Genomic DNA, 21,923 nt, shown 5'->3' on the forward strand with positions numbered 1-21,923 from the left:
ACACAGATATCTGCTCAAAACACCAATCAGAGAAAAGCTTAACTTCACCTGAAAAATCTTGAAGCTCACCGATTTCCGCTTTAGTAGGCTGTAGGGCTGTGCTATCATTGCATCGTAATCAAATTCAAACAAACAAAATATTACTACGATGAAAACGACAATCAAAACAATCGCCCTGACCCTAATGGTAGCATGCTCTTCACTAGCTTTCGCTGGAGAAAAAGCTGAGAAATCTGAAAAAGTAGTGAGCCCTGAGCTTAAAGTACAGATTAAAGCGACTGCTGATTCTAAAGTAATCGTGATCTTTGACAAACTAGAAGGTGAAGAAGTAAAAGTAAGAATCTATGACAATTACGGTGCTTTGATCTATTCTGACAAGAAAGTAGAAGGTGCTAAATATGCCAAAGCATTCGACCTATCTGCTTACCCTGCAGGAAACTACGCTTACACAGTATCTAACGACGTGTATAGCGTGAAGAAAACTATCGCATTGAAGTAAGGCTTGTCCTACTTGATGAATTTGAGCCTTGGCAGTATTTGCCGAGGCTTTTTTATGTCCTAGCAAGTCAAGCTATTCCCAATTAGTCCGTTTGAGTACCGTATAGGTCAAACATCTTTATCATATTTGCGGCATGATTTCAATCAATAATTTATCCTACTATTTAGGCAGTCGCGCACTATTCGAAGAAGCATCTCTACACATCAAACCCAAAGACAAAATTGGTTTGATCGGACTAAATGGCACAGGTAAATCCACCCTCCTCAAACTCATCACCAATCAACTCAAAAAAGACGGAGGTGAAATCAGTAAATCAAAAGACTGCAGCATAGGGTTCCTCAACCAAGATATGCTCTCCTTTCAGTCCGAAGACTCCATACTATCCGTCGTAATGGAAGCCTTTCAGGACGTCATAGACATCCAACATGAGATAGATAGGACAATCAAACTCATGGAAACCAACTATGAGGACAAACTGGTAGACAGGCTAGCGAGACTACAGGAAGAGTTCGAAACAAAGGATGGTTACACGCTGCAAAGCAAAGCCGAAGAGGTGCTAGAAGGAATCGGATTTAAAACATCGGATCTGCAGCGACCACTCAAAGAGTTCTCTGGGGGCTGGCGCATGCGTGTCATCCTTGCCAAACTACTACTAGAGTCTCCTTCGTTGCTCATGCTCGACGAACCCACCAACCACCTCGACCTCCCCTCGATTCAGTGGATAGAAAATTATCTCAAAAACTACGAAGGAGCAGTGATCGTCGTATCTCACGATAGAGAGTTCCTCAACAACACCATCAATACCATTGTCGAGGTGAGCCAACAAAAACTCACCGCATACCCTGGAAATTACACCAACTACCTACAAGAGAAAGAGCTACGAAACGAGCTACAAAAAAACGCCTTCCTCAACCAACAACAGCAAATCAAGCAAACGGAGAAGTTTGTTGAGCGATTTCGTGCTAAGGCTACCAAAGCCAAACAAGTACAGTCACGCGTCAAAGCACTAGACAGAATGGACCGTCTCGAAGACGTCATCGAAGACAATGTAGCCATCAACTTCAAGTTCAACTTTGGGAAGCAGTCAGGTCGACATGTCGTCACCTTGGACGAAGTATCCAAGTCCTATCCCGATATTGATATTCTAACAAAAGCTAGTGCCAACATCGAAAGAGGTGACAAAATCGCCCTTATCGGTGCGAATGGTAAAGGAAAATCCACCCTCCTTCGGATGATTGATGGAGATGATAATATGGAAGGAGAGGCCAAAATTGGATTCAACGTCAATCCTGCCTTTTTTGCACAACATCAATTAGAGTCTCTCAACATCGAAAATGAAATTCTCGAAGAGCTAAAGCAATTTGGATCTGGAAAATCTGAACAAGAACTCAGAGGAGTACTGGGGTGCTTTTTGTTCTCAGACGAAGATGTATTCAAGAAGATTAAAGTTTTATCTGGGGGAGAAAAATCAAGAGTTGCCCTAGCAAAAACCTTGATCTCAGAAGCCAACTTTTTACTACTTGACGAACCGACTAATCACCTCGATATTCAGTCGGTCAATATACTAATACAGGCACTAGAGCAATATGAGGGGACTTTCATACTCGTATCTCACGACAGGTACTTTGTAAGTAAAGTAGCCAACAAAATCTGGTGGCTCGAAGATCAACAGATCAAAGAATACCCTGGCACCTACGATGAATTCAAATGGTGGGCAAGCCAAAACCAAAAACCTAAAGCAGCAACTCCTGCCCCTAAGAAACAAGACACTGCTCCAAAAGAGAAAAAGAAAAAAGCCAAGGATGTGGATCAAGTCCAACTCTCTAAGTTGAATAAAGAACTATCTGCGGTGGAAGCAAAAATAGAAAAGCTAGAAACTGAGAAAGCGCAACAAGAAGTAGATATGGCCAATCCAGACCACTTCAACGATCTCGATAAGCTAAACAAACTGAATGCTCAGTATGAAAAATTACAAAAACAGCTAGAAGATGCCACCGAAACATGGGAAGATTTGGCACTAAAAATAGAAGAGCTGGAAAATTGATCCCAGCTCTTCTATTTTGTCTTAGTTATATTTTCCAGCCTTTAGGACTTCTCATAGCTCAGTGCCATTTCTTCGGCTAGTGCCTGTTCTTGTCTCGATTTACAGAGATTATACCCTTTGATCACACGGTCATAGTGCTGCCAGAGTTCAGCATGCAGGTTGTCTATCGTCTTGGCATTGGCATATTCAAAAGCCTGACGACTCATACGCTCACGAAGATGGTCATCTCCTAGTATAGTCAAGATCCTCTTGTAGAAACCACGAAGCGAACCTGGAGCTGCTAAGTATCCTGTCACGCCATTCTTGACGATATCAGAGGGCCCACAAGCGTCAGCAGCTACCACTGGCGTACCAGATGCCATTGCTTCCAACACCACGTTACCAAAAGTCTCAGATGCAGATGGGAAGAAAAATAAATCCGCAGACGCATAGGTCTGTGACAATTCATCTCCACGAAGCTTACCCGTAAAAAGTGCCTTCGGCATTCTCTCTTCCAACCATTCTCTCTCTGGACCTTCTCCTGTTATCACCATAGTGATCTTTTTGTTCTTCCTTTCGAACAGCTGATACATATCTGCCAAAACAGCTACATTCTTTTCTTTGATCAGACGACTGACAAACAACACCGTCTTATTACCCTCAGGTACTCGATCTTTAAAAAAGTCTTCTCTATAAAACTCTGGATTGAAACGGTTGGCATGAATCGCACGACCCCATATTGCCATCGTATCACGTTTGATTCCTAATTTTTCTAAATCCCTGCGAACAGGTCCTGTCGGTACAAGAGTCAAATTTGCGTTCTTATAATACCACGCCATCCCTTGGTTAAACAAACCACCCAAAAAGAAATCTCCTATTTTCCCTAGGTAATATTTGAAATAGGTTGGGTAATGCGTGTGATAGATAGTCATCACTGGTATATTATTACGCTTTGCATATTTGATGGCATAGCGACCCAATAGTGACGGGGAAGTAAAATGCAACACATCCGGTTGAAATTTATCCAACTCAGCCTTAAGCCCCTTCATTCTGCCTGGCAGGCCTAATCTATACCCCTCCTGAAACGGAAGACCAATGTAAGGGCATATCAAAATCTTGAAATCGATCCCGCTCATATCCTTTGGGGGATGTGGCGTTACGATCAAAAGATCAAATCGATCCTTTGGGAAATTTGCAATTATCTTGTTTAAAGTAACGCTAACTCCATCAAAATCCTCTTCCAACACATCGGCGAAGAGCACTACTTTTTTTCTAATATTCTGCATTCAGGTACTATGTACGGTGATAATTCCAATTAGTCTGACAAATACCAAACCAATTTTTCAGCCTATCAAACCAAACTGGCTTTTCAAGACTTCTACTATGGTGTCACTTTAATGGTGGATTACCCCTAATGACATGACTATTTTTTTATACTTTCTTCCTCTCATGACTCTTGGTAAATCCTCAGTAGCTTGTCAAAACAATTCTTCCAATTGAGGTGCTTGGCATATTCTCTTGCTTTAACCTTGAACGAGACTCGTTCAGAGCTATTCACGAAAGCAACGATCATCTCTGCAAGATTCTCTGGTGTCACAGTATCTAACACATACCCCGCTCCAGATCGATCAATATGCTCTTTAGCTGCACCATCACCGGCAGCAATTAACGGTAGTCCCGCACTTAACGCTTCCACCAGTGACAAACCAAAAGTCTCCCAAGCACTCAGTGCAAATCCCAAATCCGCACTAGCATAATAGGTTGCCATTTCTTCTTTGCTCTGGATAAATCCTTTGAAATGTACATGCTCATATTTTTCAGCGGCCAATTGTACCCGTTTGATATCTGGTCCCATCCCTGCTAACACTAGTGTAGGCTCGACATTCAACTTCTCACAAAGAATTGGGTATGCATCTAATAGCACATCTAACCCCTTCTCCTTGCAAAATCGGTGAGGAAAAAACATCACCAAGCGATTAGAATCTCCTGCTTTCAACTCCTCAACAAGAGACAAATCCTTTTTATCAGGGTTAAACAACACTTCATTGACTCCTAGAGGCACGAAATGTGTATTTTCTATCCCATTCAATTTCATCCGGTCAAGAATGATCTCACTAGACGCCAATACCCCTGTCATACGGTTGTAGTTTTTCCGGGCATATGCCCATGCCAACTCTTCACCTCTCTGATCCAACGAAAACGGCAATCCCGACAAAAACCGCTTCACATAGGTCACTGGAAAATCTGCATGCCAAAACCCATACACTCTTGCTTTCAAATGATGCTTCGTGACCACATTATTTACGATTCTTGGCATAATATAAGGTGAGCCTACCTCGATCGCGTCAGGATCATGCTTGACCAGCAACGGAGCAATTCGATCACTATTGGTAAGGTATCTGTATTCCCAGTTCCCAAAAACCTTCGGCACTTTCAGGTGTTCGATATATGCGTTAGAACCGATCTGTTCAGTATAGGTCTCACTATCGTGCATGACAAATACGTACTTGACATCAGCCCGATCTTTAAAGTACTCCATCTTTTCCAAATGATATCGCCGTACTCCCCCTCCAGATGGGCTCCAAAAATTATTACAATCAACTAAAGTGAACATGTATAGACTGTCTATTTGAGTACTAAATTATTGATTTAGAGACCACCACTCTTTTTGAAAATACCGGTAAAGCTTATTATTGTTTGTATTATCAGCATTGACTGTACTCGAAAGACCAAATTCTGCAGATTGTCTCAATGACACGAATCGACCGTAACGAAACGGGGCTGGCACCACATAAACTGGAGATTTACAACGGGACAAATTCCCACTTACCCAAATATCATCTACAAAAAAAGCTTCTCTAGGTGCATTATCGAAATCAAAAACCCCTCTATCAAATAATTTAGGCTTAACAGCAAAACTTGCAGCCCCTTGCAAGCAGTCTACACGCACGGGTTCATCTACAGACGTATCTTTGCGGTAGATACGTACAATTGCTCCGTACAATTGCACTTTATCACCATGATCAAAACTGCTAGGTACAGTCCAACCAGACAAAGTCATTGCTGCATCGGGGAGGCTCTTAGATTGATTGATATAATTCTCAACCATACCCTTTGGATATAGCTGGTCATCGTCCACTATGATAATTAATTTCTCAGGCTCGTTTTCATACAAATTAAGTGTAGGTAGTAGCTTAGTGGCTGGGCCCATGTCTTTTTCTATCCAATTAATCTCTACCAAAGGGTGATTAGTCACATAATCTGGAATGATGTACTCAGCCTTGTCTCGCTCAAAAGCCTTCGGTAAATTGAGAATGATTTTTTCGGGAAGGACAGACTGATCAGTGAGTGAATTGAGCGTGGGCGTCAGCCCTTTAAATCGAGTAGGTAACACTGACAAAGATATAACAGCCTTTGATCTTGGCTTGTTACTCATTCTTTTGATCCAATAACTTGAATTTGTACTCCTCAAGGTTAATAACCTCATGGTTTCGGTAACGATCCTGCTCATTTATGCTGTATTTAAAATAAAGCGCAAACATAATCTACCCCAAACGCATTTAATATTGTTTTACATGAAAACACAAGCCCCCTACTTGATTTGACAAGTCAGTCATCTTATAACATAACTAATTATTTCACCCCCTATTGACAACAGTTCCTGCCGATTGTCTCTTGTTTTTCATACTTTTGCGTGATTTATTAATCTCTTATGAACAAGACAGGCTCCCTACCCGACATGTGGGTTTCCCATGATGATAGAGTTGAATTTTATCTAAACAACTTGAAAACGTTTGAGATTGACATCAAAGACTTCAATTATTATAAGAGTCTAACAAAATGGTCTAAGATAGAACTAAATCTGGTATCTTATAATGATTATAAAAACAGCTTTGCACACTGGTACTGCCAACACATTGTTCATCTTCCAAGAATAAAAAATATACGGGTACTCCCTTTTTACAAGAGGTACAAAGACTTGCATTCCCTAATGAATTTTTTCATCCCATTTGATAAAGCAGGTCTATTGACTGTTGATTTTAAATACCCACTGTACTACGGTGAACATGGTTCTTCTGGAGAAATACCAGCCATCCGAAAATCCAGAAGGGCTACCGACCAACACAGCGTCATCTATAACTTCAGGTCACTGAGATTAACTGATCCATGTACCACCAGCCAAGCCAACGACCTTTCATGGAGAGAGAAAAAAGACAACGTAATATGGAGAGGTGCTACCACTGGTCAAGAACAGCGTGTTGATTTTGTCAAAAACTACTACAATAAGTATGACGTGGGTTTTGCTACCACCAAACAAAAACCTGAACTAACAAAGTGGAAAAGAGGAAAGGTTACAATCAAGAAACAACTTGAGTACAAATTCATCATTAGTTTAGAAGGCAACGATGTAGCCAGTAACCTCCGGTGGATACTTTCATCCAACTCCGTCCCCATCATGCCCAAGCCCTATTGGCAGTCTTGGATCATGGAAGAAAAATTAGAACCCTACGTACATTACCTTCCCTTAAAGGATGACCTATCGGATCTAGAACAAATATTGGAATGGACCAAGCAAAATGATCAACTTTGCGCCGAGATTGCACAAAATGGAAGGAAATATATGTCTCAATTTTTGGATGAACAGAATGACATGGCCGTTCAAAAACTTCTTTTAGAAACATACGCTCAAAAAGTAAGTATCAAATACTAAACAAATACATCATGATAGATATTCTCATGCTCTCGACCGAGCATATTGACATATACACACAATACTCTATTCCGATATGGAAAAAATATTGTGAGATACACGGTTATAAATTTTGTCATTACGGAGAAAAATTAATTCCTGACATGGCATTCACATGGAGTAGGATCAAGATGATTCAAGATCACTTCAAAACATCAGATGCTGAGTACGTGATGATGGTGGATGCAGATACATTAATCTACAAGGATCAACTAGAACTCAGTTTAGAGCGTCTCATCACTCAATATATGACTGGTGACAAAAAAATTCTCTTCCAAAAAGATGGGTCAGACAGGCTAGGCATATACTTTTCTCACAACTGGAAATTAAGTCTGGAGATGAAGAGATGGGCACTCCCTAATGCTGGTTTCAATATTATGAAGAACAGTCCTGAGGTTCACGAATTCATTGACACTTGGCTCGAACTAGGACAAGGAAAGCTAAAACACTTAGCAGATATTCACCCTAGAACACAAAACGTCCTACTAAGAGGGGTAATGCTAGATCCAAAACTGGACAAACTCATCGGATACTTACCTTCGTCTATCGTTAGCAAACGAAACACGAAATTTTGCAAGCATCTGTCCGCCATGACCAAAGAGCAAATCGCTACCGAGATCAAAAAAGAATATGATAAGATTTTCTAATTCTAACAATAACTAGAATTAATCAAAACACATAAGAATGCAAAAAATTCTCCCGTTAATCAAAACTAGAATTGGTCTGTTTATAACTGGTGCAATTACTGGTGTGCTATCTGGATTCTGTACCTCTAGAGTAATAATGATGCTCAAGACAGGTCTGGACTCAGTAGATAATATCAACAGTGAATTCATTCTTTATATCCTAGCATATAGTTTAGCTGCTACAATTCTAGGTATAGCCTCAGGATATTTCTTGGCCAAAATCACATCCATCGTTATTCGAAAACTAACCCAGCAGCTATCAGAAAAAATCCTACGTGCAGACTATGAATATATAGAAGCTTCCTCCGAACGAATCGTACCTGTACTTACACGAGACATCACGGTTCTATCTGAGTTCATCAATCGTATCCCACAGTTTTTGGTATCTATGACCACTGTGATCGCTACGCTCTATGTAATGTTCGTATCAGATGGACAGCTAACTTTCTTCTTCACGTTAGCATTTGTGCTTCAGATCATCATGATAGCCGCTACCCTCCCTTTCGTAAGGAAATTGACCCGTAGAGCTACCAAGTACAATAACTTCTTGTACCGAGATTTATCTAGCATGGTCTCAGGCCTGAAGGAATTGTCCCTGAACGGTGCTCGAAGAAAAGACTACATCTCACTAGTCATATCTTCCAATTTACGAAACTGGAACAATGCCGAGGTAAAACGAAAAGTTCTCTTAGAGACTACAGATAGACTATCTGACTTGTTAGTTTTTGTCTTTTCGGGATTACTCATGTATGCAGGAGTCACGATACTACCTATTGATTTTGATCATTTCAAAGCTATCTTACCAACCATCCTATTTCTGATCCCTTTCACTACCAAAATTGCTGCGTTCTTTAGGTTGAAAAGCTCCGCTACAGTATCTCTAGAACAAATCAATAAATTAGGAATAGCAGTGGATCAACATCAGATTTCATCTAACAAAAACATCCCTGAATCAATAGAATCGAATAGCCCCATCCTGACATTTGACTCGGTATCATTCCAATACCAAGAACAGCAACATGAAAACCCAATCACTTTTGGTCCATTGAACCTCAGGCTTCAGAAAAACAAAATCACCTTCATTATTGGAGGGAATGGAAGTGGAAAAACTACCTTTTCTAAAATACTAACTGGCCTGTATATCCCTACAGATGGCATAATCAAGTACCATGAAGAGCCCATCAGTCAAGAAAATTTGATTAGTTACCGAGACTTGTTCTCGGCATATTATGCAGACTCACATGTGTTTGAATATTTATCGCACATAGACAAAGAATACCTCAGCTCTAATGCAAACGAGTTTATCTCTTTGCTAGAGATGGGTGAAAAAGTACATATTGACGGAGATCAATTTAGCTCTACAAAACTATCCTATGGCCAACGATCCAGACTAGCACTCATCGCTAACATGCTAGACAACAAAGAAATCTATGTCTTTGATGAGTGGGCGGCTAATCAAGACCCCTACTTCAAGGGAATATTCTACCACAAAATTCTTCCATTCTTAAAAGAAAAAGGAAAAACTGTAATCGTGATCTCTCACGACGAAAAATACTTTGATGTAGCTGACGAAATTATAGAATTGAAAGAAGGAATGGTCGCCTCAGAAAAATAGACATGCAAAACACTAACCAAGCTGATCCAAAACTAGAGCGGCCATTTCACCGTCCTTACCAGGTAAAAAACAATCTAACGTACAATTTGTTTCGATAACGCGTCAGTCTTTTAATAGCTGAATCTAGATTTACGATTTCATCTTTTCCTCTCAGGCTCAAATACTTTAGCGAATTCTGAATATGTTCAGCAATCAACGCGTCTTTTTCAGATTCAGCGATAGTTGTATCCTTTTTCATTCTATTGAGATGATGAACCAAACTCTTAAGTACGCGCTTTTCGAGAAATTTCTTATCTGACTCTAGCTTCCCATGTTGCTCCAAAAAATCCTGAATAATCTGAAATACAACTGGCAAATCCGTCAGTAGCTTCTTATAGTTAGATGTCAGCGACCCTTTGCGATTGATTCTATAGTTGTACAGCCCCTTTCTCACCAAAACTACACTATCGACAAAGTATAACAGTCTCGTCATTGTCGCGACATCCTGAGACGCTATTTTCTCAGGAAAATAGACATTGTTATCCTTGTACAGCTTTGTTTTATAAATCTTATTCCATGCCAGTACATTGATTGCATGCATAATATCAGCCTGCTTTCTGAAGCCTTTAACACGCTGTAGCCGTACATTCCCCTCCGAATGTTCATAGAAAAAACATTGTGCAATATCTGCATCCGATTTAACAGCTGCACTGTATAACTCTTCGAACATATTGAGTTCCAACCAATCATCACTATCTATGAATGTAATATACTCTGCTGTCGCGTGTTCAATCCCCGTATTGCGCGCACCTCCTAACCCCTTGTTCTTTTCATGCTTCACATACAACACATGTTCATATCGATTAGCAAAATCCTGACAAATCACATCATCCTGCGGATCAGGAGAATCATCGTTGACCAATATCACCTCTAAGCCAGACAAAGTTTGATTTACAATGCTGTCAATACACTGGGTTAAATACTGAGACACATTATAAATCGGCACTACTACTGTTATTTTGGGGGTATTCATATTTTAATCCATTATGTTGAACATTCGATAGAACATCGATGATATAGCCATTCGCCACGCGAAGATAATGATGTTTTTATCCAAAAAACACAGGCGTGTCATACGTAAACAAACCACTAGGTAGAAATTAACTTTAGATAAACTCTATGCTTGCAATCCCTTGTGAGCTGATTAACTTCGCATAAAGTTTTCCATATATGAACCGATACACTATCTATTTCGCTCTATGCATGCTGATCGTTCACATCAACACTCTGCATGCGCAAGTCCTCTACCCTGATAGTGAATACCTAGAATACTATCGGATTCTAGAAATCAAAAATGAAGGGATATCCAACCGAATGAATATTTTCCCCACGATAGTCTCCCAATACAACAAAGACTCTATCACATGGAATCCTTGGAAAGACAACTTTCAATTAGACCAACAAAAAAACAAATCAATCTCACTACTCCCAGCCCGACTGACAAACCACTACAACTCAACCTACGCACATGGCTACAATGATGGAGCACTATGGAAGGGAAAAGGCTACACAGGCTCTATCCAAGGAGGCGTGGCAGGAAAATACGGGCTACTAGAATTCACTATTGCTCCTATTGTATTCTTTTCACAAAATTCTGCATTTGAGCTAGCTCCACAGACCAGTGACAACAATCCATACAACTATCAATTTACAAACAAGCGCATTGATTATGTCCAAAGATATGGAGACCAAAGCTTTGCAGAGTTTGATCTGGGACAGACTGATATACGTCTAGTCTACAAATCATTCACGATCGGAGCATCTACACAAAACATAGTCTGGGGTCCAGCACAGAGAAACCCTATTCTACTTAGTAATAATTCTTCTGGAATTCCTCACATTGATATTGGCACACATAAACCTGTCAATACAAAAATCGGAAGATTTGAAGGAAAAATATATTACGGACTCCTTAAGAAATCAGACTATTTCGACGAAGACACTCAATGGAATCATCGCTATTGGTCGGGTTTTTCTGCTTCCTATAACCCCAGTTTTTTACCTAGTCTTTATCTCGGTTTCAATAGAGTATTGTACAAAAAAGCCAAGGATTTTGTTCCACTTGATCTATTGGTCTTCATTACCAATTTTGATGACAATGATGGGGTCGATGGAGTGAATGATGAGTACGACCAAATGGGTTCGATTACCATGCGGTGGTTTTTTAGAGAGGTAGGTTTTGAAACGTACCTAGAATTCGCAAAAAATGATTTTGGAGGAAAACTATACGGCACAGAACCTGACCATTCAAGAGGCTATACATTAGGTTTTAGCAAATATATAGATTTGAAAAACAAAGATTTGATCAAATTAACCTATGAGCATGCGACCTTAGATCAATCCAAAAGTAACGCATACCGTGCTACTCCTACATGGTATGCTCACCATATCGTCAAACAAGGGTATACCCAAAAAGGACAAATCCTTGGTGCTGGTATAGGTCCTGGCTCCTCTTCGGATTATTTCAATGCTCAATACGTATTTGCTACAGGTATACTACAACTCACTGCCCAAAGAATCCGTTTTAACGATGATTATTTCTACGACACTATTAAGGATGAAAACAGACATGATCATGAATGGACATTAGAAAGCACTTTTTCAAAGTTTATAGGAAATTATCTAGTCGGAATGCACTTCGGCATGAATTTTCGTCAAAACATGTATTATGTTGAAAATAATGACAAAACAAACGTTTCAATCAGCCTTAACCTTTCCAAAAATTTCTAGTCTCATGAATATTTTCAAAAGAACTTTTCAATACCTCATTGTTATTTTTACACTCATCGCATGTGTCCCTAATCCTAAAAAATTAGGAACAGAGAAAGCTGACGCACCGCTACCTTCCGATGATGGGTATAGTATCATTTTCTATGAAATAAACAACTATGCCTTGATCTATGTCAATGACGAATTGTATTTTGATACCCGAAAAAACCCAGAAACAGAAAAAGAACCTACCATGGTTAAACTCCCATCCAATACTATAAAACTGCGACTAGACATCTACAATGCAGAATGCATCACCTGTACTAAAAACAGTTGGGAAGTCGTCTACGAGCTATATAAAGACGGTATAGCACTAGAGTATGTTACCGAATCATCTGACGGAAAACACACTGAAGTAGGTATAGTAAATTCGCACACATTAAACCTGGAAGAGAAATAGATCTTGATATAGTAGCCTCATGTCCCAGCTTACGACAAACAAATACTTTTTTATAGTTACTGCCCTTGCTTTCCTTTTAGGCATTCCTTTTTTAGCTAAAATCGCTTTTAGCAGCAAAGAAATCTACCCCTCTGTGGTCATGCCTGCAGCAGGCTCTAAAGTAAATATTGGAAAAGATGGGACATGTACTTTTGAAAAAAGACAACTATACGGTATAGATCCAAAAACAGGTACCGAAATTGAACTCAATCATACGCGATTTATATTCCCTGCTCCAATCCACGATTTGAGAGGTATGATCATGAATGACCTTGGGCTTTTCACATACGACAAGCATACTGATCAATACACAGAGGTGACAAACTGGTGGAGACAAAAACTCAAGGAACAGCATTGTTCTGAGAATGTAATCATTGCAAGAAAACTAAAAATAGACTCCAAAGATTTTTCTCAAACAGTAATAGATGAAAAAATATATACACTGGATTGACAGAAAAGCACATACAGCCCGCAATAGCATATTGATCAGTACCCATATTGATTTTAATCAAAATGGACTAGGCGTTTTTAGAATTCTGTTTGGATTGTATAGCCTACTATTTTCAGAGCATTATTGGGGTTGGTTAAAATCCATACCCAGTGCCTTATACAGAAATACTCGATGGAACTTCTTTAATATATTCTCAGATTTCCCAGCTGATTGGTTCATTGATATCATGGATATCACCATGCTGATTTGCATGGTTTGCATTACAATCGGTTACCGTACTCGTTTGACATCCATGGTCGCCTTTTTTATCATGTTGATCATGGATGGTTTTGCCTATAATCTTGGAAAAATAGACCACGAAATCATGATGACACTAATTTTTCCAATATTAGCCTTTACTAATTCGAGAGCCAAAATTGCCATCAGACCCGAAACACACACCACCAAGAAAACACATGACAGAGCAATCGCTCTATACGCTATCGTTATCGTTTTTGGCTTATTCACTTCTGGCGTTCCTAAAATACCATGGATGGATTTCAATACATCAACCAATGGGATTTTAAGATGGTACTACGAAGGGTATTACGTCTCTGATCGTGTACATTTATTGGCTCCATATTTCAAGTATGTTCCAATCTTCTTGGTTGAAATCACGGATCATTTTATCCCCTTATTCGAGATGGCAGGACTTTATTTTTTACTCAAATCAAGAAAAACGTGGTACACATGGCTATTTGCACTATGCGTTTTTCACCTCGGAAATACACTGGTACTAAACATCCCTTTTATACCACAGGTATTTGCGTATGGGGTTTTCATTCTCCCTAAGTTCTACAACCTGTACCTCAAAAATGCACGTTTGAACTTATGGGTAATATATCCTATTGGTATTATTCTAGGATGTAACAACTTATTCGGAATACTCTTTAAAAATCAATCTACCTACTTTCCTATTGAAAACAATCTGTATACAGGGTTAGCAACATGGATTGTATTGACAATACTAGCGCTTTCTATTTTGCTTAAAAAGCATCCAAAACCAGATACCCCCCTCTAGATAACACGCAACCTATCACTCCTCCAGTTTCAACATGGCCTCAGCGAAAGCATTGCCTAACTGAATGTAATTAACACTTTTATAATGCCATGGATCGGAGTGCTCATAATGTTTAGTCTCTCTGACAATGGCTGCTCGATCATCTTTCTTGACGAACTGTTCCTGAGCATATTGAACGAGCTCACCATACTTCCAAACCTTACCTCCTCTAGAAGCATCGTTGCTATCAGAGATCTTTCCTATCACGATAGGTAAGTCATCGGTAAGCATCGTCGCACGAATCAAATCCATCAACCGCTTTAGGTTATCATAATACGCGTATGCAGAAGATTCCAAATTACTATCGCTCTCCCCCTGCATCCACAATATGCCCTTTGGCACCAGTACATCTTTGACTCCATCATCATCAATATCCCCATCAGCCATGGCGTGACGCATCGTGGCTAGGAAGTGATCATACTGATTGATGCCAGTCACCCCATGATAGTCTGGATCCCAGCACCCAAACACATCTGCTGCCAAACTATCAATAGAAGTCCCTCCACGCGAATATTTGATTAGCGCTATCCTTCTATCAGGTTTAGCCTGCTGCATCGTCATCGCAAAACTCAATTCTAACCCAAAACGATCCGAATATTTATTCCTTTTCATATCAGCAGTAAACCCAGTGCCATGCCCCGGCTTCAGCACCTGCCAGCTCCCTATTCCACCTCCTTCTTCATCATCCGGCACAGTGTGTCCATGAAAAATATAAATCCCGTCTTGCGCTCGCTTCAACGAATCAGGCAAGTCTTTGATATACCCATAGCCATCCATGTTAGACTGCCCTCCGAGAAAGTACACTTCTATCTCGTTGCTATTCTTTTGCGCATTCGCGAAAAAAGTCAACCCTACTAGCCCTATCGCTACACTCCAATTTTTCATACTCTAATATCTTGATTCAATACTTAGGACGGGACACCTGTCATGCATCTGACCATCAAGGCTTAATCTGAAACTTGTTTCCCGTTTTCATTTGCTGTTTGTATTTATCTTCATCAAACTGATATAGAAATGCCCCCTTCTTACCCGTTGTACGCTTCTTTTCGTTGAGTTTGACCAAAATACCGAGCGAATCGATGCGCTTGATAAAATTACGCTTGTCCATCTCCGTCTCGAAGATCGCTTCGTACAATGACTGTAGCTCTGGCATGGTAAACTTAGGTGGGAGGAGTTCAAATCCTACAGGATAGTGCTCCGCTTTATATTTGAGCCGCTGGTGGGCACGGTCTACAATCTCATTGTGATCAAAAATCAGGTCGGGCATCTCACCCAAATCAAACCATGATGCATCGTGCTGTTTGCTCAATTCCTCGTCATGATCCTCGATATTGATAAGTGAATAATATGTAACACTGATCGTACGCTCTACAGGGTCTCTATCGACTTGATTGAAACAATAAAGTTGCTCTAAAAAAACCTCTTGCAACCCCGTCAAACTCATCAGAATACGACTAGCAGCATCATCCAAACTCTCAGACTTCTTGGCAAAACCACCCATCAAAGACCACTTCCCCTTCTCTGGCTCAAAATCCCTTTTGATCAATAGCAGTTTCAGTTGATCCCCATGAAATCCAAAAATAATGCAATCCACTGCGACCAATAATCGGTCATATTCATTGTAAAGTGTCATAATCACACAAGTATAGCCGAATCCATGTAGAGATGAAAGTATCCATAGGATCAAAATCCTGCTTCACCATTCGCTGAACATGATAATCTAGAGCGCACAGATATATTTTACTTTTCTATGCATCACCGCTTTTTTTATACTCTTTTTTATTTTGCTTAGTTCGAATATTTTCTATCCATAATGTACATCTCTGTGGCAATTTGGATAGAAAGCCACACAATTAATCAGCACCTCTTCGTACAAAGAATCACTCCTGTAGACCAGTTCATTTTGGTAATGGTAAAGTCATCTCTTTCTTCGAGGTATTTTGTTAAGTGTATGGCCTTCTCCTCATGTCCCGCTGGCCAGTTAGGCTGTGGAGTCATGTCATCGATGATATAAAAACCTCCTACTTTGACAAGTTTCAATGTCTCTAGTAACTCAGAATACTTACCTGGCCATGTGTCCGCAAAGATCAAATCAAACTTATCTCCCTCGTAATGCTTGATCCATTGCGCACCGTCAGCACATACTAAATCTAATCGCTCATCTTCTCCAAAAAACGCTTGTGCTACTTCGATGAGACTGGGATCATTGTCAATACTCGTCAACCTAGACTGCTCGTCTAGTCCCTCTATCATCCAAGCCAGCGATAGGCTAATGCCTGTCCCCAATTCGAGAATATTGGACTTTGGTTTGGATGCTACCAATGACTTGAGCAAAGTCCCAATATAAATATCCGATGGCATTGTAAATCCCATCTCTTTGCACTTTGCTTCCAGTTGAGGATACATCTTAGGCGTATCCAGAATATTAGATTCTTTCATTATTCGTTAACATTTATCAGTATACACAATCAGTGTACTCTATAGTTCTTTCTCAGAAAACATCTCACTCCACACATTTGCGATACATTCTCATAAGGTTATGATATCCCACTCTGCTCAAAGCACCAAATTTTAGGGCTAGGAACAGAAAAATGAGCCCCAATTAATCCACACTTTGGGATAGTTAAAATCGTCTCGGTGCGTTTACCCTGACAAATCAAACCCTTTCACCAGACCTTAAAAACAGAAGAACCTATATATGTTACAATCATCCCCTATCCCCCCTGAGGCAAAGAGCTAGTTTAGCCACTAAAATTACAAGCATGAAAATAAAGATTACACACTTATTATTGACCTTAGGACTGATCACTTTCTCAGTTCAATCACAAGCACAAGACCCTAATTTTCATATCTACCTATGTTTTGGTCAATCCAATATGGAGGGACAGGGAACGATAGGTTCTCAAGATCAAACCGTAGACAACCGCTTTCAGGTTTTGCAAGCAGTCGATTGTTCCAATATCAATCGGCAAGCCACAGAATGGTACCCTGCGATCCCTCCATTGTGCCGGTGCTGGAATGGACTATCACCCGCAGACTACTTTGGTCGTACGCTGATAGCATCTCTACCCTCCCATATCAATGTAGGTGTCGTCAATGTCGCTGTAGGTGGGTGTCGAATCGAATTATTCGATAAGGACATCTATGAGGACTATCTAGATACCTACAAAGAGGATTGGTTTCAAAATGCACTTGACAGCTATGACCGTAACCCTTATAACCATCTACTCAGTCTAGCCAAACAAGCGCAAGAAGTAGGCGTAATCAAAGGTATTCTACTGCATCAAGGAGAATCTAACGCTGGCGATGCACAATGGCCGACTAAAGTTAAAAAATATATGATGACCTGCTATCAGATCTGGATATGGAAGCCAATGCTATCCCTCTACTCGCTGGAGAAATGGTACACGAAGATCAAGGGGGTAGCTTAGCTAGTATGAATAAAATAGTCGCTCAACTGCCTGAGATCATCCCTAATGCGCACATCATCTCTTCTAGTGGCTGTTCGGATAAGGATGACAACATCCACTTCGATGCTGCGGGATATCGAGAACTGGGCAAACGCTATGGAGAGAAAATGTTAAGCTTACTTGAGTATGATGCTAATGCACCTATCCTTCATAGCGAGTCTAACACTACCTACAGTCTCAGCACAGTCTATCCTAACCCTGTAGACAGCTACGGACAAATTGATTTTAGCTTACCCAAAGCCACTCATGTCAAACTAAAACTATACAATACCGCAGGACAGGAAGTAACACAAATCCTCAATAAGCCATGCACATCAGGTCACCACAGCATCAGCTATGATTTTGCATCAGTACCGCATGGCGTGTACTACTATCGACTAGAAACAAACGAGAAAATGCTCAGTAAGAAAGTGTTAATTCAATAAAAAACTCTAGACCCGTAGATTGTATGGCTTAACGCTTTGTTTTGAGAATGGATCACAATGCCAGAGCGTATTAATCAGTCACGGGCATTGTGATCCATACCTTATTCTATGATTCCTACTCCACTATCGGTTTTTATCACGGGCTTAATAGTCCCGTCTTCGTTGAAGTAAAGGCGATCAATACAAACACTGCGACGAAACTCCCCTCCAGTCGGTAACTGTCCAGTGTGATACACAAAATACCAGTTGCCCTTGTACTCCTCCACGCCTACATGATGCGTAGGAGAGTTGGGCAAAGCACCGTTGAGATTGCCTTTATACTCCCAAGGCCCCTCTGGACTATCGGACATGGCATAATCTATCTCTTCTGGAAAGTGTGCCGAATAAATCAAATAATACAAGTCCTCTCGCTTGAAAACCCACGGCGCTTCTGTAAACTCAGGTACAGAGATCGTATGTACTGGGCCATCTAGCTCGATCATGTTGTCCTTGAGTTTCGCCCATTTCAGCACGGTATTGCCCCAATAGATATAGGCACTCCCACTCTCATCGACAAAAACGGCTGGATCGATATCATCCCAAAAGATATCTGTCTGAGTGGTCATATCATTGGTGATCAGTGCCTCACCGATCGCATCCTCCCATGGTCCGGTAGGGTGATCTGCTACCGCCACACCAATAGCTTTGCCTGGTATGGTCGCATGCTCGACCGTCACGTACCAGTAGTATTTCCCGTTCTTTTGCTCGGTATGCGCTGCCCAAGCTTGCCCATTGGCCCATGCAAAATCAGTCGTACGCAACTTGGCTCCATGGCGCTCCCAGTTGACCATATCTGTCGACGAGAACAACAACCAGTCGTTCATCAAGAACCCCTCTCCTCCTTCGGACTGTTGGTCATGTCCCGTATAGATATAAAAGGTATCATTAGCTACAAAGGGAGCTGGGTCCGCAGTAAAAACCTCTTGTATAATGGGGTTTCCTGCCCTCTCCGACCTTACTCCTTCTGTTTGTTTTTCTTTCGTTTGTCCCGAATCACAAGCTGCCAGAGAAATCACTCCTGCTAACAACCATAATACTTGTACGCTCACTTTCATCATTTAATCTTCTAGTTTCACTTGTTTAGGCCATCCATCGTCACTCCATTCGATTTCTTTGATGATCAGTTTGGGATGCCCCTCTTGGGTCATGTCATAGCCATGAAACACCAAGTAGTCTGTCTCGCCGAAGGTATAGGTACTGTTGTGCCCTACCCCCGCCCAGCGGTCATTTCCTTCCACGACGAGCATACCTCCGCCTTCATTCATCGGTGTACCTTCTCGGTCTACGAAGGGCCCTGTGGCTTGATCGGAGCGCCCGACTACTACTTTATAGGTGCTCTTTTCTCCTCTACAGCAGTAGTCCCAAGACACGAAGAGGTAATAGTTTGTATCCTTCTGGAAGATGAACGGAGCTTCTATGGCAGCATCTCCCGGATTTTTGTCATCGAGTTCGAAACTTCTTTCTCTTCTAGCTATGGTTTTCCACTCCTGTGGTTCAGCGATAGCTGTTCGGTTAGGTATCAGTTTCACAGCTTTCATTCCATCCCAAAACGAACCAAATGCCATCCACGGATAGCCTTCTTCGTCCACAATGATATTGGGATCAATGGCGTTCCACATGTCACGGTAAGGCACAGACTGTAGGATCATTCCCTGATCTTCCCATTGGTAGTTGGGGTTATTGGGATCCAAAGTCACATTGGTAACTAAGCCAATAGCCGATGTGTTTTTGGCAAAAGAAGAAACCGAATAGTACAGGTAGTACTTGCCGTCATAAAACGAAATATCTGGTGCCCAAATATGTCCTGTAAAATCCGTAACGGTTTCCTTAGCCCACTGCGGTGGGGCGTCAAAGACCTTGGGTTCGTGCTTCCAAGACTTCAAGTCTTTGGACGAATAAACGGTGATCCCCCTCCCCGTACAATAGAGGTAGTAGGTATCTCCCTCCTGGATCATCACTGGATCGTGTACGCCTATATCGTAGATGCCTTGGGCAAATACAGGCGAACACAACAGTCCCATGGCCACCCCTACGATGATTGCTTTTATACTTTTCATTACTTTACTATTTTTTTACCCCAATATGCTATGCCTTCGGTAGTCAATCCAGTGAAAAGGATAGTCTCATCGACCTCATTTTCCCAATCTCTACCACGCTCCACTTTGAGTTTGAATGGAGCAGACTCACCCTCTAGGTCAAATGTCAACCAAGGCGATTCGTAAGTCCACGTTCCAGTAGATGTACCAGACACTGTGCCGTCCGAGTGGATGACTATACTCAGACCCTGCTGAAAATCTGGAGATGTTTGTTCGTCTGCATAGCCTGGTACTACTTGATAGTTCATGACGATCTGCTCCCAGTCCCCTGCGATCTCGCTCTCGTCCACAGCAGTTTCTTCTTCCGCTGCATAGCGCTCTGGACTGACCATCGGCCAACCGTCCTCTGTCCAATGAATCTGTCGAATATGCAACAGCATATAATAGCTATCAATGCCAGGTCTGCCCTGATGCCCCATGTAAAATTCCTTGGATTCTTTGTCAATGAATACCGAGGGGTGAGACACCCCTTGCCATCCCGAATGCCCCTGAAAACGGTAGGGAGCCAAAATCATTGGCAAATCATCCACATCGTCGTTCATGTCACGACCGAGTATGTCATAGAATGGGCCATCTGGACTGTCTGATCGTCCAACTCGGACGTTGTATTTGGTCTGCAACCAGTCGTAGGAGATGAACATGTAATACTTGCCAAACTCCTCGTTGTGGATGATTTCGGGCCCTTCGATGTTGCCATTGATGCTATTCCCAGTAAAGGCTCTTTGTGCCACTCGTGTTCCTATATCTCCCGTTTGCTTTGGCAATCCACTAGATGGGTCTAGTTCGATACGATAGATACCATCCCATGCCGATCCGTAGTAGAACCAGTGTGCTCCAGATGGAGACACCGTGACCGTAGGATCAATAGCATTGGTTTGTCGTGTGGAATTGTTCAGAGAAGTCACTACGAGTCCTCGTTCTTCAAACGGCCCATACGGATTGTCCGACACCATCAAACCAATAGCACTGAGTCGTGGCACCTCTGATGAAATGGAGTAATACACCCGATACTCTCCGCCCACTTTCATCGCATAGGGTGCCCACAAGTTATCGAAAGGTTCACCACCGTTGGAATGAATATGATCGAGCCCGAGTGGAGGATAACCTGTATCACCTTGTGCGTTCGGGTTGTTACCTCCAACTACCCAGCCTACAAACTCCCATTCCACCAGATTCTTGCTCCTTCTGATCTGGTGACCAGGTCTTACAGATGTGCCATAAGCCACATCTGTGGTATAGCAGTAGAAAAAGTCACCATTATCGATAATGGACGGATCGTGAACATTGTAATGTGCCCAGTCATATACATTGTCAGTACTGGCAATACTGCCATAGGTGTCGTTGAACTGTGTAAAGTCTATGGGGCCATCCCCCAAATTGGAGTCTAAACTATCTTGATCAGGATCAATCACATTGATTCCCGTCCCAGAAGAAGAGTCATCATCACAGGAGGTAAATACCCCCAGTGATGTGATCAAAACTATTACTAAAATTAAAAACGTGTCCTTTACGATCTCCTTCAT

General features: G+C 41.4%; 21 protein-coding genes. 11 read left to right on the plus strand and 10 right to left on the minus strand.

Annotated elements, in window-relative coordinates:
• The first annotated feature begins 148 nt into the window (after positions 1–148).
• Positions 149–499: a T9SS type A sorting domain-containing protein gene (locus BUB99_RS17200; protein WP_073124604.1), complete on the plus strand. Its 351-nt coding sequence runs from the start codon at positions 149–151 to the stop codon at positions 497–499.
• 133 nt (positions 500–632) lie between these two features.
• Complete coding sequence (locus BUB99_RS17205; protein WP_073124606.1) at positions 633–2,543, plus strand: ABC-F family ATP-binding cassette domain-containing protein; 1,911 nt, start codon at positions 633–635, stop codon at positions 2,541–2,543.
• 41 nt (positions 2,544–2,584) lie between these two features.
• On the opposite strand, the gene BUB99_RS17210 is transcribed toward BUB99_RS17205, so the two are convergent.
• The 3 genes from BUB99_RS17210 to BUB99_RS17220 all read right to left on the minus strand — a co-directional run bounded on the left by BUB99_RS17210 (position 2,585) and on the right by BUB99_RS17220 (position 5,958).
• Entirely contained in the window at positions 2,585–3,808 is a 1,224-nt protein-coding gene (locus BUB99_RS17210) for a glycosyltransferase family 4 protein (protein WP_073124608.1), read from the minus strand.
• Between the two features lie 161 nt (positions 3,809–3,969).
• Positions 3,970–5,061 (minus strand): glycosyltransferase, encoded by a 1,092-nt coding sequence (locus BUB99_RS17215; RefSeq protein WP_170863832.1) that lies wholly within the window; start codon positions 5,059–5,061, stop codon positions 3,970–3,972.
• A gap of 102 nt (positions 5,062–5,163) precedes the next feature.
• On the minus strand, positions 5,164–5,958 hold the full coding sequence (locus BUB99_RS17220) for a hypothetical protein (protein WP_073124612.1): 795 nt from the start codon (positions 5,956–5,958) through the stop codon (positions 5,164–5,166).
• A 555-nt stretch (positions 5,959–6,513) separates the two neighbouring features.
• Here BUB99_RS17220 and BUB99_RS17225 point away from each other — a divergent pair.
• From BUB99_RS17225 to BUB99_RS17235, 3 genes are read left to right on the plus strand one after another with little or no spacing between them, the layout of a single operon-like run.
• Complete coding sequence (locus tag BUB99_RS17225; RefSeq protein ID WP_170863833.1) at positions 6,514–7,233, plus strand: glycosyl transferase family 90; 720 nt, start codon at positions 6,514–6,516, stop codon at positions 7,231–7,233.
• Between the two features lie 11 nt (positions 7,234–7,244).
• On the plus strand, positions 7,245–7,919 hold the full coding sequence (locus BUB99_RS17230) for a putative nucleotide-diphospho-sugar transferase (RefSeq protein ID WP_073124616.1): 675 nt from the start codon (positions 7,245–7,247) through the stop codon (positions 7,917–7,919).
• Between the two features lie 37 nt (positions 7,920–7,956).
• Positions 7,957–9,573 carry a cyclic peptide export ABC transporter gene (locus BUB99_RS17235; RefSeq protein WP_073124618.1) on the plus strand — a complete coding sequence of 539 codons (1,617 nt, stop codon included), beginning with the start codon at positions 7,957–7,959 and terminating at the stop codon, positions 9,571–9,573.
• Between the two features lie 55 nt (positions 9,574–9,628).
• Here BUB99_RS17235 and BUB99_RS17240 read toward each other — a convergent pair whose 3' ends face one another.
• The gene (locus BUB99_RS17240; protein WP_073124620.1) at positions 9,629–10,585 is read right to left on the minus strand and encodes a glycosyltransferase family 2 protein; all 957 of its coding nucleotides are present in this window, start codon (positions 10,583–10,585) and stop codon (positions 9,629–9,631) included.
• Between the two features lie 197 nt (positions 10,586–10,782).
• On the opposite strand from BUB99_RS17240, the gene BUB99_RS17245 reads away from it, so the two are divergent.
• From BUB99_RS17245 to BUB99_RS17260, 4 genes are read left to right on the plus strand one after another with little or no spacing between them, the layout of a single operon-like run.
• Complete coding sequence (locus BUB99_RS17245; RefSeq protein WP_084190626.1) at positions 10,783–12,342, plus strand: capsule assembly Wzi family protein; 1,560 nt, start codon at positions 10,783–10,785, stop codon at positions 12,340–12,342.
• A gap of 4 nt (positions 12,343–12,346) precedes the next feature.
• Positions 12,347–12,781, plus strand: a complete 435-nt coding sequence (locus tag BUB99_RS17250; RefSeq protein WP_073124624.1) for a hypothetical protein — start codon at positions 12,347–12,349, stop codon at positions 12,779–12,781.
• A gap of 19 nt (positions 12,782–12,800) precedes the next feature.
• Complete coding sequence (locus BUB99_RS17255) at positions 12,801–13,271, plus strand: hypothetical protein (RefSeq protein ID WP_073124626.1); 471 nt, start codon at positions 12,801–12,803, stop codon at positions 13,269–13,271.
• Positions 13,246–14,331, plus strand: a complete 1,086-nt coding sequence (locus BUB99_RS17260) for a hypothetical protein (RefSeq protein ID WP_073124628.1) — start codon at positions 13,246–13,248, stop codon at positions 14,329–14,331. The genes BUB99_RS17255 and BUB99_RS17260 overlap by 26 nt, the downstream gene beginning before the upstream one ends.
• 15 nt (positions 14,332–14,346) lie before the next feature.
• On the opposite strand, the gene BUB99_RS17265 is transcribed toward BUB99_RS17260, so the two are convergent.
• The 3 genes from BUB99_RS17265 to BUB99_RS17275 form a co-directional block, all read right to left on the minus strand.
• Positions 14,347–15,255 carry a sialate O-acetylesterase gene (locus BUB99_RS17265; RefSeq protein WP_084190627.1) on the minus strand — a complete coding sequence of 303 codons (909 nt, stop codon included), beginning with the start codon at positions 15,253–15,255 and terminating at the stop codon, positions 14,347–14,349.
• 55 nt (positions 15,256–15,310) lie between these two features.
• Positions 15,311–16,003: an NUDIX hydrolase gene (locus BUB99_RS17270; RefSeq protein WP_216009872.1), complete on the minus strand. Its 693-nt coding sequence runs from the start codon at positions 16,001–16,003 to the stop codon at positions 15,311–15,313.
• Positions 16,004–16,227: 224 nt separating this feature from the next.
• Positions 16,228–16,809 carry an O-methyltransferase gene (locus tag BUB99_RS17275; RefSeq protein ID WP_073124629.1) on the minus strand — a complete coding sequence of 194 codons (582 nt, stop codon included), beginning with the start codon at positions 16,807–16,809 and terminating at the stop codon, positions 16,228–16,230.
• 323 nt (positions 16,810–17,132) lie between these two features.
• On the opposite strand from BUB99_RS17275, the gene BUB99_RS17280 reads away from it, so the two are divergent.
• Both BUB99_RS17280 and BUB99_RS20725 read left to right on the plus strand, forming a co-directional pair.
• Positions 17,133–17,801: a sialate O-acetylesterase gene (locus BUB99_RS17280; RefSeq protein ID WP_073124631.1), complete on the plus strand. Its 669-nt coding sequence runs from the start codon at positions 17,133–17,135 to the stop codon at positions 17,799–17,801.
• Positions 17,771–18,265, plus strand: a complete 495-nt coding sequence (locus BUB99_RS20725) for a T9SS type A sorting domain-containing protein (RefSeq protein ID WP_317041719.1) — start codon at positions 17,771–17,773, stop codon at positions 18,263–18,265. Before BUB99_RS17280 ends, BUB99_RS20725 begins: the two co-directional genes overlap by 31 nt.
• Before the next feature lie 101 nt (positions 18,266–18,366).
• On the opposite strand, the gene BUB99_RS17290 is transcribed toward BUB99_RS20725, so the two are convergent.
• Genes BUB99_RS17290 through BUB99_RS17300 form a run of 3 tightly spaced genes read right to left on the minus strand, consistent with a single transcriptional unit; the run spans position 18,367 to position 21,923 of the window.
• Positions 18,367–19,362, minus strand: a complete 996-nt coding sequence (locus tag BUB99_RS17290) for a glycoside hydrolase family 43 protein (protein ID WP_073124635.1) — start codon at positions 19,360–19,362, stop codon at positions 18,367–18,369.
• Complete coding sequence (locus BUB99_RS17295) at positions 19,363–20,361, minus strand: arabinan endo-1,5-alpha-L-arabinosidase (RefSeq protein ID WP_073124636.1); 999 nt, start codon at positions 20,359–20,361, stop codon at positions 19,363–19,365. It lies immediately after the preceding gene.
• Positions 20,361–21,923 carry an arabinan endo-1,5-alpha-L-arabinosidase gene (locus BUB99_RS17300; protein WP_084190628.1) on the minus strand — a complete coding sequence of 521 codons (1,563 nt, stop codon included), beginning with the start codon at positions 21,921–21,923 and terminating at the stop codon, positions 20,361–20,363. The genes BUB99_RS17295 and BUB99_RS17300 overlap by 1 nt, the downstream gene beginning before the upstream one ends.

Source organism: Reichenbachiella agariperforans, from assembly GCF_900142205.1.
GTDB classification, from domain to species: Bacteria; Bacteroidota; Bacteroidia; order Cytophagales; family Cyclobacteriaceae; genus Reichenbachiella; species Reichenbachiella agariperforans.

What these genes read in the sequence shown, in the direction of transcription:
- BUB99_RS17295 (WP_073124636.1), bottom strand. Translation starts at nt 20,361, where the DNA reads ATGAAAAGTATAAAAGCAATCATCGTAGGGGTGGCCATGGGACTGTTG.
- BUB99_RS17275 (WP_073124629.1), bottom strand. Translation starts at nt 16,809, where the DNA reads ATGAAAGAATCTAATATTCTGGATACGCCTAAGATGTATCCTCAACTG.
- BUB99_RS17260 (WP_073124628.1), top strand. Translation starts at nt 13,246, where the DNA reads ATGAAAAAATATATACACTGGATTGACAGAAAAGCACATACAGCCCGC.
- BUB99_RS17250 (WP_073124624.1), top strand. Translation starts at nt 12,347, where the DNA reads ATGAATATTTTCAAAAGAACTTTTCAATACCTCATTGTTATTTTTACA.
- BUB99_RS17255 (WP_073124626.1), top strand. Translation starts at nt 12,801, where the DNA reads ATGTCCCAGCTTACGACAAACAAATACTTTTTTATAGTTACTGCCCTT.
- BUB99_RS17205 (WP_073124606.1), top strand. Translation starts at nt 633, where the DNA reads ATGATTTCAATCAATAATTTATCCTACTATTTAGGCAGTCGCGCACTA.
- BUB99_RS17265 (WP_084190627.1), bottom strand. Translation starts at nt 15,255, where the DNA reads ATGAAAAATTGGAGTGTAGCGATAGGGCTAGTAGGGTTGACTTTTTTC.
- BUB99_RS17235 (WP_073124618.1), top strand. Translation starts at nt 7,957, where the DNA reads ATGCAAAAAATTCTCCCGTTAATCAAAACTAGAATTGGTCTGTTTATA.
- BUB99_RS17240 (WP_073124620.1), bottom strand. Translation starts at nt 10,585, where the DNA reads ATGAATACCCCCAAAATAACAGTAGTAGTGCCGATTTATAATGTGTCT.
- BUB99_RS17220 (WP_073124612.1), bottom strand. Translation starts at nt 5,958, where the DNA reads ATGAGTAACAAGCCAAGATCAAAGGCTGTTATATCTTTGTCAGTGTTA.
- BUB99_RS17215 (WP_170863832.1), bottom strand. Translation starts at nt 5,061, where the DNA reads ATGGAGTACTTTAAAGATCGGGCTGATGTCAAGTACGTATTTGTCATG.
- BUB99_RS17200 (WP_073124604.1), top strand. Translation starts at nt 149, where the DNA reads ATGAAAACGACAATCAAAACAATCGCCCTGACCCTAATGGTAGCATGC.
- BUB99_RS17300 (WP_084190628.1), bottom strand. Translation starts at nt 21,923, where the DNA reads ATGAAGGAGATCGTAAAGGACACGTTTTTAATTTTAGTAATAGTTTTG.
- BUB99_RS17245 (WP_084190626.1), top strand. Translation starts at nt 10,783, where the DNA reads ATGAACCGATACACTATCTATTTCGCTCTATGCATGCTGATCGTTCAC.
- BUB99_RS17280 (WP_073124631.1), top strand. Translation starts at nt 17,133, where the DNA reads ATGAAAATAAAGATTACACACTTATTATTGACCTTAGGACTGATCACT.
- BUB99_RS20725 (WP_317041719.1), top strand. Translation starts at nt 17,771, where the DNA reads ATGGTACACGAAGATCAAGGGGGTAGCTTAGCTAGTATGAATAAAATA.
- BUB99_RS17210 (WP_073124608.1), bottom strand. Translation starts at nt 3,808, where the DNA reads ATGCAGAATATTAGAAAAAAAGTAGTGCTCTTCGCCGATGTGTTGGAA.
- BUB99_RS17225 (WP_170863833.1), top strand. Translation starts at nt 6,514, where the DNA reads ATGAATTTTTTCATCCCATTTGATAAAGCAGGTCTATTGACTGTTGAT.
- BUB99_RS17290 (WP_073124635.1), bottom strand. Translation starts at nt 19,362, where the DNA reads ATGATGAAAGTGAGCGTACAAGTATTATGGTTGTTAGCAGGAGTGATT.
- BUB99_RS17270 (WP_216009872.1), bottom strand. Translation starts at nt 16,003, where the DNA reads ATGACACTTTACAATGAATATGACCGATTATTGGTCGCAGTGGATTGC.
- BUB99_RS17230 (WP_073124616.1), top strand. Translation starts at nt 7,245, where the DNA reads ATGATAGATATTCTCATGCTCTCGACCGAGCATATTGACATATACACA.